Consider the following 898-nt stretch of genomic DNA (forward strand, 5'->3'; position numbering starts at 1 on the left):
GTCGAGATGTGCTGGCCGGACCCGCTGCCCGCCGAGCCCGGGCGGCAGCGCCGTCAGCTGGAGGCGCTGGCCGAACTGTGCGCGCACACGCTCGACACGTGGGACGGCGTGGTCGCCCCGGTGCTCGCCGGCGCCGGGGACTTCCTCGGCGAGCTGGTGGACTTCGTCGACGGCCTGCACGACCCGGCCGTGCTGCTGTCGCCGTGCGTCGACGGCGGCCGGCTGACCGACTTCCGCATCCACCACGCCAACGTCCGGTTCGCCGACCCCGGCGGGCGGCCGCGCAGCCGGATCGTCGGCACCCGCATGCTGGAGACGTACCCGCTGGCGGCCCAGGAGAGCGGCCTGCTCGACAAGATCCAGCGGGTCTACGCCACCGGCGAGCCGTTCCGCGCCGACAGCATGGCCATCACCACGCTGGTCGACCAGGTCCCGCTGACCGTGCTCACCGACGTCAGCGTCACGCGCTTCGCCGGGAACGTGCTGCTGATCCTGCGCGTCCAGGACGACGCCGCGAAGCTCGCCGTGCTGCTGCAGCACGCCCAGCGGCTCGGCCGGATCGGCGGGTTCGAGGAGAACGTCGTGACCGGGGCGATCACCTGGAACACCGAGCTGTTCGCGCTGTACGGCCTGCCGCCGAACGCGACGCCGCTGTCGCTGCACGACCTGGCCACGCACGCGCACCCCGACGACGCGCCGTCGATCGGCCGGTTCCTGCGCGCGGTGCTGCACCACCAGCGCCCGTCGTCGACGGCGTTCCGGCTGCAGCGCTCCGACGGCGTCGCCCGGCACATCCGGGTGGTCGCCGAGCCGGTCGCCGACGCCCGCGGCGAGCTGCTCGCGGTCCGCGGCGCCTACCAGGACGTCTCGGCCCAGCACTGGACCGAGGTGGCGCTGG

Annotated in this window: 1 protein-coding gene; it reads left to right on the forward strand. The window is 74.3% G+C overall.

All coding sequences use genetic code 11. From position 1 onward, the window contains the following. Positions 1 to 898 (forward strand): PAS domain-containing protein (locus G3I65_RS14625; RefSeq protein ID WP_160696594.1); only part of this gene is annotated, 898 nt, incomplete at both ends.

Source organism: Amycolatopsis sp. SID8362 (assembly GCF_010550475.1).
In the GTDB taxonomy this organism is placed as follows: domain Bacteria; phylum Actinomycetota; class Actinomycetes; order Mycobacteriales; family Pseudonocardiaceae; genus Amycolatopsis; species Amycolatopsis eburnea.